Consider the following 13,278-nt stretch of genomic DNA (forward strand, 5'->3'; position numbering starts at 1 on the left):
CGACGCGAATCGTCCGGCCGGGGCTAGTCGCAGCCTTCGAACTGGGGGATCTCGACGTTCGAGACGTTGAGGCCGGTGCCGCCGAACCACTTGTTCATCAGCTTGGCGGCCGTCCCGTCCTGGTACATCCGGGTGATGGCCCGGTTCAGGGCCTCGCAGCCGTCGAGGTCGCCGCGGCGCAGCCCGATGCCGGTGTTCTGCTCGCTGATCCGCGCGTCGACCAGCCGGAACCCGCCGCCCTCCCGGCGGATCAGCCCGGCCAGGATCACGTCGTTCGTGGTGATCGCGTCCACCCGGCGCTGCTTGATCAGCGCCATGCACTCGTCGTAGTCCCTGGCCTTGACGATCTGCGCGGTCATCCCGTTGATCGCCAGCAGCCGCTTCACCGGGTCCGAGCCCTCGACCCCGCAGAACCTGCGGCCCTTCAGGTCGCGGACGCCCTTGACGGCGCGCTCGTCCGACCGCACCAGGACGTCCTGGAAGGACATCGAGTACGGCCCCGCGAACGCGACCTGCGTCTTGCGCTCGGGCGTGACCGACAGCGTCGCGAGCACCAGGTCGGCGCGTCCCGACGTCAGCGCCGGTATCCGCTCGGCCGACAGCACCTGGACGAACCGCACCTTCTTGCCGAGCCGGTCGGCCATGTACCGGGCGACGTCGATGTCGAAGCCCTCGAAGCTCCCGTCCGCGCGGCGGAGCCCGAGCCCGGGCAGGTCCGGGCGCACGCCGACGACCAGCGTCGACTTGTCCATCAGCGATTCGCCGCCGTCCTGCCCGCACGCCGCCAGCAGGCCGCCCGCGAGGACGCACGCGGCCGCGATCCGCCCGCTCACCCGCACGGCCGCGTCCCGTCCGGGCCGATCCGGCGGGACGGGCGCGCGTCGCCGGGACGAGTCCGGCATTCCGCAGAAACCTTCACGCCGTAACCATAGAGCGGCCCGGCCGCGCCGGGCACTCCTCCCGCCCGACCGGACGCCGTCACCCGGACGCGGGGCCGAACTCGACGCACCAGCCTGTTCGCGGTCGCGGCGCTGGTCCTCGTCCTGATCACCGCCGTACAAGGCTGAGGCACGGAGAAAAGGCACAACAGGCACCTCCTCCGGATGGAGGTGCCTGTTGTGTGTGCGGGGCGTTCGGACGAACCGGGCCTGTGAAGGTCCGGGTCAAGGTTTCGTCCGGTACCCCGTGTGTCAAGGCGAGGAATTATGAAGTACCGGCGACCACTTCCGTTTCTGTCTCGGGGACGGGGGATGGGGAAGGCCGTGGTCTGCGCGGGGTCATGCCAAGGGCGGCGATCGCTGCGATCGCCATGAACCCGCCGACCATCAGCCAAGCGTCGACGTAGGAGTCGTGGACGTCCGGGTAGCCGTGCGGGACGCCGAGGACGGCGACCGCGAGGCTCACGCCGAGGACGCTCCCGATCTGCCTGCTCATGTTCAGCACGGCGCTGCCCGTCGCGTACCGGTGCGGCGGCAGCTCCACGGCGGCGGCGGACAGGATGGTGGGGAGGGCGAGGCCGACGCCCGTCCCGCCGATGAGCCAGCCCGGCAGCAGCTCGGACGCGTAAGCGGGCGCCGGGCCGAGGCTCATCGCGATCATGACGACGCCGAACGCGCAGAGCATGCACCCGGCGGCGGTGATCAGACCGACCGGGACGCGCGCCGCGGCCAGCCGTCCGGCGACCAGCGCCATGATCGGGACCATCAGCGGGCCGGGCGCGACGGCGAGCCCGGTCGTGACGGCGGAGTAGTGCCAGACCTGCTGCATCCACAGCACGCCGAGCAGGAGGTTCGCGGCGAACGCGACGGTGAACAGCAGGATCGCGGCGTTCGACCAGGAGAAGGTGCGCACGGCGAGCAGCGACGGCTCGATCACCGGCGCGGGGTGGCGCAGCGAGCGCAGCCAGAACCAGGCGAGGCCGAGCAGCGCGGCGCCGCAGGCGAGCACGGTCTGCTCCCCCGGCCAGTCGTTGATCTTGACGACGGCGAGCGCGAGCAGCGCGATCGCGGCGGTGAGGACGGCGGTGCCCGGCAGGTCGGGGACGCGGGCGGTGACGCCCTCCCGCGAGTCGGGGACGAACCGCCACGCCAGCAGGATCGCGAGGATCCCGATCGGGACGTTCACCTCGAACACCCACCGCCAGGACAGCTCGACGAGCACGCCGCCGACCGCGGGCCCGGCCGCGGCGGCGAGCGCGGACGCGGCCGACCAGACCCGCACGGCGCCGCCGCGCCGCTCGGCCGGGTAGGCGGAGAGCAGGAGCCCGAGGCTGGTGGGGATGAGCGCCGCCGCGCCCGCGGCCTGCAGCACGCGGAACGCGACCAGCCACCACAGGGACGGCGCCATCGCGCACGCCTGCGAGGCGAGCGTGAAGACGGCGAGGCCGAGGAGGAGGCCGGGCTTGCGGCCGTACCGGTCGGCGAGCCGGCCGAGCGGGACGAGCAGCGCGGCGAACACGATGGCGAAGCCGTTCAGCACCCAGGACAGGTCGGCCATCGGCGCGCCCGCGAAGTCGCGGCCGATGTCGTTGAAGGCGACGTTGACGATGAACAGGTCGAGGCCCGCCATGAAGGACGCGACGGAGAGCACCGCGAGCACCAGCCCCGGCCGCACCCGTCGGCCCCCGAGGGCGGGTACCTGACTTTGTTCCACCATAGTCAGCGAGGCTAGCGAGCAGGCTGACTTTGGTCAAGCGAAGTCAGCAGGTTTATAGTGGGCGCGTGACAATCGCACTTGAGGGGCATTTCGCCGACCGCGACGCCTGGTCGATGCAGAACTGCCCGGTCGCGCGGACGCTGGCCGCGCTCGGTCCGCCGTCGGCCGTCCTCGTGCTGAGCGAGGCGTACTTCGGGACCAACCGCTTCGGCGACTTCGTCCGCAACCTGGAGATGACCGAGTCGGCGGTGACGGCCCGGCTGCGGCACCTCGTCAAGGCGGGGCTGCTCAGCCGGGAGCCGTACCAGGAGCCGGGGCAGCGCACCCGCTACGAGTACCACCTGACGAAGATGGGCCAGGACCTCGCGCCCACGCTGGTCGGCCTCATGGAATGGGGCGAGACGTACCTGCCCGGCGACGAGGGGCGCCAGGTCAGGCTCACCCACGCGGGCTGCGGCGAGGCCGTGACGTCGCAGGTCAGATGCTCGGACGGGCACGCCGTCGCGGTCGACGAGATAGTCATGGGGCCGCCGCGCCCGGGCGAGGAGTAGCCCCGCCCGGACGCTCCGGGCCGCGCCCGCGCCCGGCCGACGGCCCCGCCGCCCGCGCCTGGCCGACGGCCCCGCCGCCCGGGGCGGCTAGCCGCGCCTGCCGGCGCCGCCGGCGAGCCGCAGCGCGTGCTCGACGAGGGACACCAGCACCTCCTTCGCCGACCCCGTCCGGCGCGCGTCGCACAGCAGGACGGGGACGTGCGGGTCGATGTCGAGGGCCGTCCGGATCTCCGGCGGGTCGTAGCGGTCGGCGTCGTCGAAGCAGTTGACGGCGACGACGAACGGCGTCCCCTTCCGCTCGAAGTAGTCGATCGAGGCGAAGCTCGCCATCAGCCGCCGCGTGTCGGCGAGGACGACCGCGCCGAGCGCCCCGCGCGACAGCTCGTTCCACATGAACCAGAAGCGCTCCTGGCCCGGCGTCCCGAACAGGTAGACGGCGACGCCGTCCCGCAGGGTGATGCGGCCGAAGTCCATCGCGACGGTCGTGGTGGTCTTCGCGGCGACGCCGTCGAGGTCGTCCACGGCGGCGCCGACGTCGGTCAGCGCCTCCTCGGTGCGCAGCGGCCGGATCTCGCTGACCGCGCCGACCAGCGTCGTCTTCCCGACGCCGAACCCGCCGGCGACGAGGATCTTCAGCGCGACGCGCGGGCCGTCCAGCCGCTCGTCGGCGGGGGCCTCGGGGGCCTCCGGGGAGTTAGAGCGCGCGGAGCTCATCGAGCACCCTCCTGAGCAGGTTCTGGTCCAGATGCGGCGGGACGGTGGCGGGCGGCGGCGCACCGGCGTCCGCACCGGGGGACGGCACGGCGGCGGGCGCGGTCCACCGCTGGACGTCCAGGAGCCCCGAGTCGAGCAGGTCGCCCGCCAGCACCCGGATCACGCCGAACGGCAGGTCCAGGTCGGACGCCAGGTCGGCGAGGGCGTACGGGCGGCGGCACAGCGCCAGCATCCGGCGCTGCGGGCGGGCGAGCCGGCCGGGCTCGGCGGGCCGCCGGCCGGTCGCGACGAGGATCGTCACGATGTCCAGCGGCTCGCCGGTCGGCCGGGTGCGCCCGCGCGTCACCGCGTAGGGCCGGACGATGGGCCCGGCGGCCGCGTCCAGCCACCGCTCCCGGCCGGGCGCCCCGTGGTCGTGGGCGCCGTGGTCCCGCGCGGGGGCGCCGTGATCCCGCGCGGGGGCGCCGGGCGTGTCGCCGGGGTCCACGGCGGGTCACCCGGCTCCCGGTCCGGGCCCGCCCCGCCTGAGGCCCGTGGAGAGCTGCCGGCCGACGCGCTTGACCAGCATCGTCATCTCGTAGGCGACGAGGCCCGCGTTCGCGCCGACCTCGCTCAGCAGGGCGAGGCAGCTGTTCGCCCCGGCCGGGACGACGAAGAACAGCCCGTTCTCCATCTCCACCATCGTCTGCCGGATCTCGCCGGAGGCGAGCTGCGGGCGCGCCCCGGCGGCGAGGCTGTGGAACCCGGCCGCGAGCGCGGCGAGGTACTCGGCGTCCTCGCGGCCGACGCCGCGGGACATGCCCATCACGAGGCCGTCCCGGGACAGGACGACCACCTTGCGGATCTGCGGCACCCGGTCGACGAGGTCGTCCAGGAGGAAGTTCAGCTCGGCCGCGACTCCCTGCTGCTGCGTCATGCTCTTTCCTCCGTGTCGTCGGCGGGTCCGCCTGGTCCTTCGTCGTCGTCCCGGCCCCGCAGCCAGCCCGCCTGGAGGGACGCGAACAGGTCGCGGGACGCCTCCGCCGAGCGCTCCTCCCACGCGGCGACCGCGTCGCCGGCCGGGGCCTCGGCGGGCGGCGGGTCGGCCGGCGGGGCCCCGAACGGCCCGTCGCCGGGCGGCAGCGCGTCCCGGAGCTGCGGCGCGAGGTTGCCGCCGCGCACCCGGCGCGGCAGCGGGGCCCGCCCGCCGTTGCCCGCCTGGGCCTGGGTCTCGCCGAAGGAGGCGGGCGCGGAGCCCGTCCCGTACGGGTCGTGGCCCGGGCCCTGGGGGCCGGACGCCAGGAACGGTCGCGTCGCGTCGAACGCGGGCGCGGGCCCTGGCTCGTACGACTGTTCGTACGTCGGCCCATACGACGGCGACGGTGGGGTCTCGTACGTCGGCGGGGTCTCGTACCGGTCGTACGAGGGCCGTTCCTCTCGCGAGGACGGCGCATCGAACCCCACCGTCGCGTCGTACTCCGGCAGTCCCTCGGGGACGACCGGCGTCTGGGGCGCCGTGTCGCGCACGGTCGTCTCGCGGACGGACGTGTCGTACACGGGCGCGTTCAGCATCGCCGTCGACGCGGACGCGTCCGGCGTGGGCCAGTTCCGCAGCCCGGTCCGGGCGAGCGAGCCGTTGGTCGGGGCGGCGCCGTTGCCCTGCGCGGCGGGCGCGGTGCCGTTGCCCTGCGCGGAGGGCGCGGCGGCGGCCGGGGCGTCCTCGTCGTCGGGCTGCTCGACGTCCACGATCAGGCGGCGCGGGATCAGCACGACCGCGCTGACCCCTCCGTACAGCGACGGCTGCAGCGCGACCTTGATGCCGTGCCGCCCGGCGAGGCGGCCGACGACGAACAGGCCGAGCCGGTCGGTGACGGCGAGGTCGAACTCGGGCGGGCGGGCGAGCCGCAGGTTCAGCGCGTCCAGCTCGGACTGGTCGAGCCCGATGCCCCGGTCGACGACGTCGACGGCGAACCCGTTCGCGCCCATCTCCCCGCGCACCAGCACCTCGGTCGGCGCAGGCGAGAACACGGTCGCGTTCTCGATCAGCTCCGCGAGCAGGTGGATGATGTCCGCGACGGCCTCGCCGATCAGCGCGGCGCCGCCGCCCAGCACGACGACCTCGACGCGGGTGTAGTCCTCGACCTCGGCGACGGCGGCGCGCAGCACGTCCTCGACATGGACGGGACGGCTCCACCCGCGTCCCGGCGACGTCCCCGAGAGGATCACGAGGCCCTCCGCGTGGCGGCGCATGCGCGTGGTGAGGTGGTCGAGCCGGAACAGGTCTTCGAGCGCCTTCGGGTCGGACGCGCTCCGCTCCATCTCGTCCAGCATGCGGAGCTGGCGGTGCAGCAGCGACTGGCTGCGCCACGCGACGTTGAGGAACACGCGGCTGATGCCCTGCCGCAGGTACGACTCGCGGACGGCGGTCTCGATCGCGGTGTGCTGCACCTTCGTGAACGCGTCCCCGACCCGGGCGACCTCCTTGGTCCGGCCGATGACGAGCGGCGGCGCCTCCGCGGCGACGTCCACCTCCTCGCCGCGCCGCAGCCGGGCCACGACGTCCGGCAGCCGGTCCTCGGCGAGGCGCAGCGCGGCGCGCTGCAGCCCGCGCAGCTCGCGGGACAGGCTGCGCGCCGCGAGCAGCGACAGCACGATCGACGCGACGACCGCGAGCAGCCCGAACCCGCCCGCGAGGACGAGCCGCATCACGATCCGCTTGCCGATCGGCTCGGCCATCTCGTTCAGCGCGAGGCTCGCCTGCGTGACCTTCTGCGCCCACGCCTGCGACAGCAGTTGCGTGGTGGCCTGCCAGTCGGACGCGGCGGCGGGCAGCCGGTCGTCGCGCGCGTTGACGATCGCGGTCTCGGCCGCGCGGTAGCGGCGGAACCCGTCGGACGCGGCGAGCTGCCGCAGCGGCCCGCTGATCTCGTCGTTCAGGTCGGCGAGCCCGGCGTCGAACTCGCGCCGCCCCTCCGCCGCCCACTGCACGAACGCGATGTGCTCGGCCGGGGTGAGCCGCCCGTTCCGCGCCATCGCGGCGGTGACGAGCGAGTCCTCGCGCAGCATGTAGGCGCGGGCGTTGCCGAGGCTGATCAGCGCCTTGCCCTGGGTGAGGATCGCGACGTCGTTCACCGACACCAGGCCGTTGAACACCGCGATGACCTGGTCCAGGACGGTGCTGTAGGAGTTGATCACGTCGAGCGGCTCGGCCGTGCCCGAGTCCACCTCGGCGCGCAGCTGCGGCACCCGGTCCAGCGCCTTGAGCGCGGCGGCGAGCCGCTGCTTGGTCTCGGGCCGGGCCGCGTCCTGCGCCTCCGCCGACAGCGACGTCCGGCGGAAGGACGCCTCGACGGCGCTCACCTTCGTCCGCAGCCCGGTCAGTTTCTGTCTGGCCGCGTCGTCGCGCGTGGTGAGCGCGACGACGCTTAAGGACCGCTCCGCCTGGAGCAGGTTCACCAGGTTGATGCCGGGGAGGCCCACCTTCTCGTACGTCGTCGAGAAGTCGTACTTGTCGAACGCGTCGCCGAGCGTGATGTTCGCGGCGAACGCCCACAAAGTGATGAGGGACACCAGCGGGACCAGCAGCAGCGCCGTGATCCGCAGCCGGATCGGACGCCTCCGCCGCGGCCCGCGGCCGGAGTCCGCCGGGACGTCGGGGCCAGGGGGTGCACTGTTCGGGGCGGCCGCGTGGGCGTCCGCCGGCCGGCCTTCGCCAACCATCAGATCACAACCTTGTGCGGGGGACGGGCCCGGCTGTGCGGCCCGCTCATGTCGGTCGTTTCAGTTCGTGGGCACGGGTCGTCCAGGACACGGCTCACCCGATGGCGCCGCCGGAGCGGCGGTCAGGGGTGCGCCTCGTCCAGGGCGGCGCGGGCCACCAGGCCGCGCAGGCGGCCGGTGATCATCTCGACGGCGCGCGCGTGCCCGCGCGCGGCGCCGTCCCGCGTCGTGTACTGCCCGATGTCGGCGTGCATGGACGTGTCGGACACGATGGTCTGCCAGAGCAGCGGCCTGCCGTTGGCGGCGCGGCCGAGATCGACCACCGTGAACCAGGTCGAGACGACCACCACGACGGCGCCGACGCGGATGACGTCCTGCGCGAGCAGGCGTCCCCGCACGTCCAGCAGCATCTGCTGGGCCTCGGCGGCCGTGGCCTGTCGCCCGTCCGCGTGGAAGTACTCAACGGGCATGATGCATCCCATCGCCGTGGAACAGCGGGGCGGCGAGGACCGCTAGTGCCCGGGACCCTCGTCCCGCGGCCAGGCCCGGATCTCACACCAGACCGACTTGCCGGACGGTGTGTGGTCGGTGCCGTGCCGGTCGGCGAGGACCGCCACGAGGAACCAGCCGCGCCCGGTCTCCTCCATCAGGTCGACCTCGCGCTGCCGCGGGACGGCGGCGCTGTGGTCGTGCACCTCGATGCGGAGCCGGGACCCGGCGCGCAGCAGCCGCAGCCGCAGCGCGGCGCCGGGGATCGGCGCGTGCCGGACGGCGTTCGTGACGAGCTCGGAGACCAGGACCTCGGCGTCGTCGCCGGTGTGCCCGGCGCCGGAGTTCGCCGCGACGGACCGGCCGAACCGCCGCGCCCGCGGGACCGACTCCCGCTCGGCGGGCAGCGTCAGCTCGCCCAGCAGGACCGCGGGCTCGTCCATGGCCCGCAGGCCGTTCGGCCGGGACGCGCCGTTGGCCTGGCCCGCTCCGTTCGCCTCGGTCGCCTCGTGGGGTTGGGGAAGGGTGCTAGGTAGTTCGATGGTGTGGTGTTCGCCCGACATGGTGAACGCCTCCTTGACTAAGGCGTGTCGGCCCGGTCCGGTGCCGCGCGGACGCGGCGCCGGGGTGGGCGCGGGGGGTTGGCGCCGGAGCCGCCGCCGTCCGGGCATGCGGCGGCACGGTGCCGGGCGAGGACGGGCGGCCCGCCATGACGGCTCTCATGACGGCTCCCCCTCCTCGACATGGGTGCCCGCCCGGGTGCGCAGCAACCGGGCGGTGCTGGTGAACCACTCGTAGTTCTCCTGCTCGAAGCGCAGGCCCCGCAGGCAGGTCAGGTACGGCCCGACCGGGGTGCCCGTGCGCAGGAAGGTGTCCTCGTCGAGGTCGCCGCGCAGGTGCTTCAGGGTGCGTTCGAAGACCTCGATCTTGGCGGCGGACGCCACCGCCCGGTCTTCGAGCTGCGCGATGACGGACGGCGCGGAGATGTGGTCGACGGCCTGGACCATCACGAGCAGGTTCTCGCGGATGATCCCCGGCTTCGCCGGGGTCGTCGCGAACCGCTCGAGCTCGTCGACACCGGCCTTGGTGACGGTGTAGACGCGCTTGTTGGGACGGTCGTGCTGGATGACCTGCCGCCCGCTGATGAGTCCTTCGGTCTCCAACCTCGACAGCTCCGAGTAGAGCTGCTGCGGTACGGCATGCCAGAAGTTGGAGACCGACAAATCAAAGATCTTCGCCAGCTGGTAGCCGCTGTACTCGCCATCGAGCAGCGCCGCCAGCACCGCGTGACGTAGCGCCATCGGCCTTCTCTCCCCGCCTTGACTCAGGGTGAGGCAGACGTTAGCAGACAACGACATGATTAGTCATGCTTTTGACTAGTATTGGTAAGGGCAGATTTTCGGGGACACCGGTTGTTCACCTCCGCGTCAGGCGGGCGTCGCCCGGCCGGGGACGAGCGAGGGGAACAGCTCCGCGAGCGCGGGCTCGACGTCGCCCGCCAGGGCGGCGGCGTCCCCGCCGAGGAACGCCTCCCTGGTCAGGCCGCGCTGCAGCTTGCCGCTCGTCGTCCGCCGGACCGTTCCGCGCCCGGCGAGGACGACGCTCAGCGCCGGCAGGTCGAACGCGCGGGCGACCTTCGCCTTGACGAGGGACGCCAGCTCGTCCAGGGGCGTCCCGGCGGCGGCCCGGGTGCTGATCTCCTGGACGACCACGACGTGCTCGGCGTCCCCGCCGTCCACGGTGAACGCGGCGGTGGCGAGGACCGCCGGGTGCACGTCCCGGGCGACCTCCTCCACGTCGTGGGCGTGGATGTTGCGGCCGTTGACGATGATCAGGTCCTTGATGCGACCGGTGACGTACAGCTCGCCGTCGAAGCGGAAGCCGAGGTCGCCCGTCCGCAGGTAGGGGCCGTCGCCTTCGGACGTGCGGGCGCCGAACGCCGCGCCGGTCGCCGCCGGGTTCGCCCAGTACCCGGCCGCGACGCTGCCGCCGCGCACCCAGATCTCGCCGACCAGCCCGTCGGGGAGGCGGGCGCGGGTCTCGGGGTCGACGACGCCGACGTCCAGGGTGACGGGACGTCCGCAGCTCACCAGCCTGCGCGTTTCGCCGTCCCCCGCGTCGTCCGCCGCGGGGACGGCGCGGCCGAGGGCGAGCTCGCCCGCGTCGAACCCGCGCACGAGCGGCCCGCCGCCGAGCGGCGCGGCGGTGATCAGCAGCGTCGTCTCGGCCATCCCGTAGCAGGGCATCCACATGGCCGGGCGGAACCCGGCCGGGGCGAACCGCTCCGCGATCCGCTCCAGCGTCGCGGCCCGGACCGGCTCCGCGCCGTTCTTCACCACGCGCAGCGACGACAGGTCGAGACCGTCCAGCTGCGCGTCGGTGACGCGGCGCAAGGCCAGCTCGTAGCCGAAGTTCGGGGCGACGGTGATCGTGCCCCGGTACCGGCTGATCAGCTCCAGCCACAGCACGGGACGCTTGATGAACGTGATCGGCGAAGTGAACACGTACCGGCAGCCGAGGTACAGCGGCTGGAGGAACTGACCGACCAGCCCCATGTCGTGGTAGTGCGGCACCCAGCCGACGCCCACCGTGTCGGACGTCCCCTCTATCCGGCGCTTGATCTCCTCGCCGTTGGTGAGCAGGTTGCCGTGGGTGACCATCACGCCCTTCGGCTCGCTGGTCGACCCGGACGTGTACTGGAGGAAGGCGAGCGTGCCCCGGTCGAACTCCGGCGGCTCCCAGTCGCCCGGGTCGCCGACAGTCGTGCTCTCGGTGTCGAGACAATGGACGCGGCCCTTGAGCCCGGCGTCCGCCAGCCATGCGGCGATGGCGTCGCGGTGGGCTGCGTCGGTCAGGATCAACGAGACGCCCGCGTCGTCGATGATGCGGCGGGTGCGGTCGAAGCGTCCGGCGTCCAGGGCGGGTAAGGGCGCGGGGACGGCGACGACCCGCGCGTACAGGCACCCGAGGAACGCCTTGAGGAACTCCAGCCCCTCCGGGTAGAGGAGGAGGACGGCCCTGTCCCGCAGGCCGCGCGACTCCAGGCGGCAGGCGAGCGCGCGGGCCATCCGGTCCAGCTCGGCGAAGCCGAGCACGTTCTCCTTATATCTCTGGTCCAGTCCGGGGAGTGCGGGGGGTCGCCCCTCGCGAGAGGCACGTCCACGCGCTTCGCTGATGAAGGTGAAGGTCCGGTCGTCACCGTGTTCCCGGATGTTCTGCCGGACGAGTGACACGAAGTCCCCATGCGCGTGCATCGGTCATCACTCGTCCTCTTCGTCGGGCAGCAGTTCGGCCAGGGACAGCAGGGAGAACCAGCGCCGCTCGTCGAAGCCGCGGAACATCACGTCCTCCAGCGGAGGCAGGAACTCCTCCGACAGGACCATGTCGGGCTGCGAGCGTTGCAGCAGGCGTTGCAGGCACAGCACGAGCCACTGCCCGTCCGCGAACGGGCCGCCGAACTCGTGCCGGTTGTGCAGCCAGGTCAGGACGCACGACATCATCGCGTGCAGCTCGCAGTACCGCTTGGCGCGGGCCAGCGCCGTCACCGAGGTCGTGTCGCCCTCGTCGGCGCGGATGCCCTCCTCCAACCGGACGCGCAAACCGCCGATCGTGGACATCAGGTCCTTCAACTCGGCCGCCACGCCGGGCGCGGCGTGCGCGTTCGCCGCCGCCAGCAGCTCCTCGGAGATCTCCTCGAAGCGCTGGCCGATCTCGTCGCGGCCCTCGTTGGTGAGCTGGAGCAGGCGGCCGTCCGGCGACCACGCGGGCGGGGTGCGGGTCCAGCGGAACAGGTCGGTGAGCAGCGCGTCCTCTTTACCCGTCTCCTCGGGGGGACGGACCAGGAACGGCAGCTGCGCCGCGACGTTGGCGAGGTTCACGTGCGTGGTGCCCTCGAAGATGCTCGCGATCGCGTGGTCGCGCTGCAACTTCTGGAACACCCCGTGCGCGACGCCCTCGCGCAGGTAGCCGCGTGCGGCGAGGACCGTCCCGATGCTGGCGACGACCTCCTCCCCCATCACCGGGACGAAGTACTTCACGATCGACGACCACAGGCTCAGCCGCCCCGGCGCGACCGTCAGCGCCCGTGCCACCGGGAGCGTCGTGCACTCGGCGATCAGCAGGTCCAGGTGCGCCTTCACCAGGTGGTCGCGGATGACCGGGATCTGGTAGATGTCCGCCCCGTACAGGGTGCGGGACCGCGCGTACTCCATCCCGATGCGGACGACCGCGTCCATCGTCCCGACCGACAGCGCCGCGATCGCCGTCCGGGTGATCTGCAGCGTCTTCAGCGTCTGTACAAGCCCGGACCCGCGCCGCCCGATCACCCGGTCGACCGGGACCCGCGCCCCGACGAACACCACGCCGCTCAGGTCGTGGCCGCGCAGCCCGACCGTCCGCACCGGCGGCAGCGTCGACCAGACCTTCGGGTCGAGCTCGCGCTTGTCGACCAGGATCAGCGAGAAGTCGCGGGCGCCGGTGCGGGCGTAGGTGGTGACGAAACGGCCCCGGGTGGCGTTGCCGACCGGCCACTTCGTCCCGGTCAGCACCAGCTCGTCGCCGTCGAACTCCGCCTCCGACTCCGAGGCCATCACGTCGCTGCCGTGGTCGGCCTCCGAGACGCCGAAGCAGGCGAGGTCGCCGACCAGGACGCCGTCGGCGACCGTCCGGCGCTGCCGCTCGTCGCCCCACAGCCACACCGGGTTCACCGCCAGCAGCCCCGACCCGTACATCACGGCGACGGTGACGCTGCGCCGCGAGATGCCCCGGGTGACGAGGAACAACTCCTCCAGCGTGGACAGCCGTCCGCCGAGCACGCTCGGCACCAGGTACTTCGGGAAGCCCCAGGCGCGGACGGCGTCCACGGCGCCCGGCGGGATCTCGTCGCGCTCCTCCGCCTCCACGATCGCCTTGTAGGAGAACGGGCCGGCGGCCTCGTCCATCGGGTCGCCGAGATAGCCGTCCAGGTCGGCGGCGATCCGGTGCGCCGGGGACAGCCGCGCGCGCCCGGGCGGGGACGCGCGCCGCTGCGGCGCGTCCGGCGGGTCGGCGGACGGCGCGGCGGGACCGGCCGGGTCCGCCCGGTCGGCGGCGCGCACGGGGTCCGGAGGGTTCCCGGGGTGCGCGGGGTGCTGTGCGGGGTGTGCGGGGACCTTGCTGTCCATCGTTTCCT

General features: G+C 73.2%; 12 protein-coding genes. 1 reads left to right on the plus strand and 11 read right to left on the minus strand.

The window, feature by feature from the left end; translation table 11 throughout:
* Positions 1-23: 23 nt before the first annotated feature.
* Both FXF68_RS16635 and FXF68_RS16640 read right to left on the minus strand, forming a co-directional pair.
* On the minus strand, positions 24-902 hold the full coding sequence (locus FXF68_RS16635; protein ID WP_148760089.1) for a transporter substrate-binding domain-containing protein: 879 nt from the start codon (positions 900-902) through the stop codon (positions 24-26).
* 301 nt (positions 903-1,203) lie between these two features.
* The gene (locus tag FXF68_RS16640) at positions 1,204-2,655 is read right to left on the minus strand and encodes an MFS transporter (RefSeq protein WP_148760091.1); all 1,452 of its coding nucleotides are present in this window, start codon (positions 2,653-2,655) and stop codon (positions 1,204-1,206) included.
* A 65-nt stretch (positions 2,656-2,720) separates the two neighbouring features.
* Between FXF68_RS16640 and FXF68_RS16645 the strand changes: the two genes are divergently transcribed.
* On the plus strand, positions 2,721-3,206 hold the full coding sequence (locus tag FXF68_RS16645; protein WP_222869961.1) for a winged helix-turn-helix transcriptional regulator: 486 nt from the start codon (positions 2,721-2,723) through the stop codon (positions 3,204-3,206).
* 87 nt (positions 3,207-3,293) lie between these two features.
* Here FXF68_RS16645 and FXF68_RS16650 read toward each other — a convergent pair whose 3' ends face one another.
* The 9 genes from FXF68_RS16650 to FXF68_RS16695 all read right to left on the minus strand — a co-directional run bounded on the left by FXF68_RS16650 (position 3,294) and on the right by FXF68_RS16695 (position 13,270).
* Positions 3,294-3,920, minus strand: a complete 627-nt coding sequence (locus tag FXF68_RS16650) for a GTP-binding protein (protein ID WP_148760093.1) — start codon at positions 3,918-3,920, stop codon at positions 3,294-3,296.
* Entirely contained in the window at positions 3,901-4,407 is a 507-nt protein-coding gene (locus tag FXF68_RS16655; protein ID WP_148760095.1) for a DUF742 domain-containing protein, read from the minus strand. The genes FXF68_RS16650 and FXF68_RS16655 overlap by 20 nt, the downstream gene beginning before the upstream one ends.
* Before the next feature lie 6 nt (positions 4,408-4,413).
* Positions 4,414-4,836: a roadblock/LC7 domain-containing protein gene (locus tag FXF68_RS16660; RefSeq protein ID WP_148351981.1), complete on the minus strand. Its 423-nt coding sequence runs from the start codon at positions 4,834-4,836 to the stop codon at positions 4,414-4,416.
* Positions 4,833-7,619 carry a sensor histidine kinase gene (locus tag FXF68_RS16665; RefSeq protein WP_148760097.1) on the minus strand — a complete coding sequence of 929 codons (2,787 nt, stop codon included), beginning with the start codon at positions 7,617-7,619 and terminating at the stop codon, positions 4,833-4,835. Before FXF68_RS16665 ends, FXF68_RS16660 begins: the two co-directional genes overlap by 4 nt.
* Before the next feature lie 122 nt (positions 7,620-7,741).
* Positions 7,742-8,089 carry a hypothetical protein gene (locus FXF68_RS16670; protein ID WP_148351979.1) on the minus strand — a complete coding sequence of 116 codons (348 nt, stop codon included), beginning with the start codon at positions 8,087-8,089 and terminating at the stop codon, positions 7,742-7,744.
* Between the two features lie 42 nt (positions 8,090-8,131).
* Positions 8,132-8,671, minus strand: a complete 540-nt coding sequence (locus tag FXF68_RS16675) for an ATP-binding protein (RefSeq protein ID WP_187437958.1) — start codon at positions 8,669-8,671, stop codon at positions 8,132-8,134.
* Positions 8,672-8,827: 156 nt separating this feature from the next.
* Positions 8,828-9,409, minus strand: a complete 582-nt coding sequence (locus FXF68_RS16685; protein ID WP_148760103.1) for a PadR family transcriptional regulator — start codon at positions 9,407-9,409, stop codon at positions 8,828-8,830.
* 126 nt (positions 9,410-9,535) lie between these two features.
* Complete coding sequence (locus FXF68_RS16690) at positions 9,536-11,203, minus strand: fatty acyl-AMP ligase (protein ID WP_222869962.1); 1,668 nt, start codon at positions 11,201-11,203, stop codon at positions 9,536-9,538.
* A 165-nt stretch (positions 11,204-11,368) separates the two neighbouring features.
* Positions 11,369-13,270 (minus strand): acyl-CoA dehydrogenase family protein, encoded by a 1,902-nt coding sequence (locus FXF68_RS16695; RefSeq protein ID WP_222869963.1) that lies wholly within the window; start codon positions 13,268-13,270, stop codon positions 11,369-11,371.
* Between the last annotated feature and the right edge of the window lie 8 nt (positions 13,271-13,278).

Source organism: Actinomadura decatromicini, from assembly GCF_008121305.1.
GTDB classification, from domain to species: domain Bacteria; phylum Actinomycetota; class Actinomycetes; order Streptosporangiales; family Streptosporangiaceae; genus Spirillospora; species Spirillospora syzygii.